General features: G+C 67.1%; 1 pseudogene. It reads right to left on the bottom strand.

Features of this window, described 5'->3' with window-relative positions:
* Positions 1-99 precede the first annotated feature (99 nt).
* A pseudogene (locus HX846_RS38055) lies at positions 100-337 on the bottom strand (efflux RND transporter periplasmic adaptor subunit); the annotation flags it as partial.

Raw genomic sequence — 337 nt, forward strand, 5'->3', positions numbered from 1 at the left:
GATCGCCAGGTCGATGCCGCGCAGCACATCAACCTGCGGCGTGTCGCCGCCGCCGTAGGATTTGCGGATGCCCTTGAGTTCGATCAGTGGGGTCGACATTCAACCTCCGCTGCCATCGGCCGGGCCGATCAGCAGGTGATCGCCTTCGTTCAGGCCTTCCAGCACCTGGACTCGCAGGCGGTCGCTGAGGCCCAGGCGGATTTCGCGTTGCTCGATGCTGCCGTTTTTCGCCACCACGCGGGCGATCTGTTTGTCGCCGCCGAGGCTGCCTTGCAGGGCGGCGACCGGCGCGGTCAGGGTGTCCCTGGCCTGGCCGGCGACGAAGAATACCTGGGCG

This window comes from Pseudomonas sp. K5002, from assembly GCF_013386655.1.
Lineage (GTDB): Bacteria > Pseudomonadota > Gammaproteobacteria > Pseudomonadales > Pseudomonadaceae > Aquipseudomonas.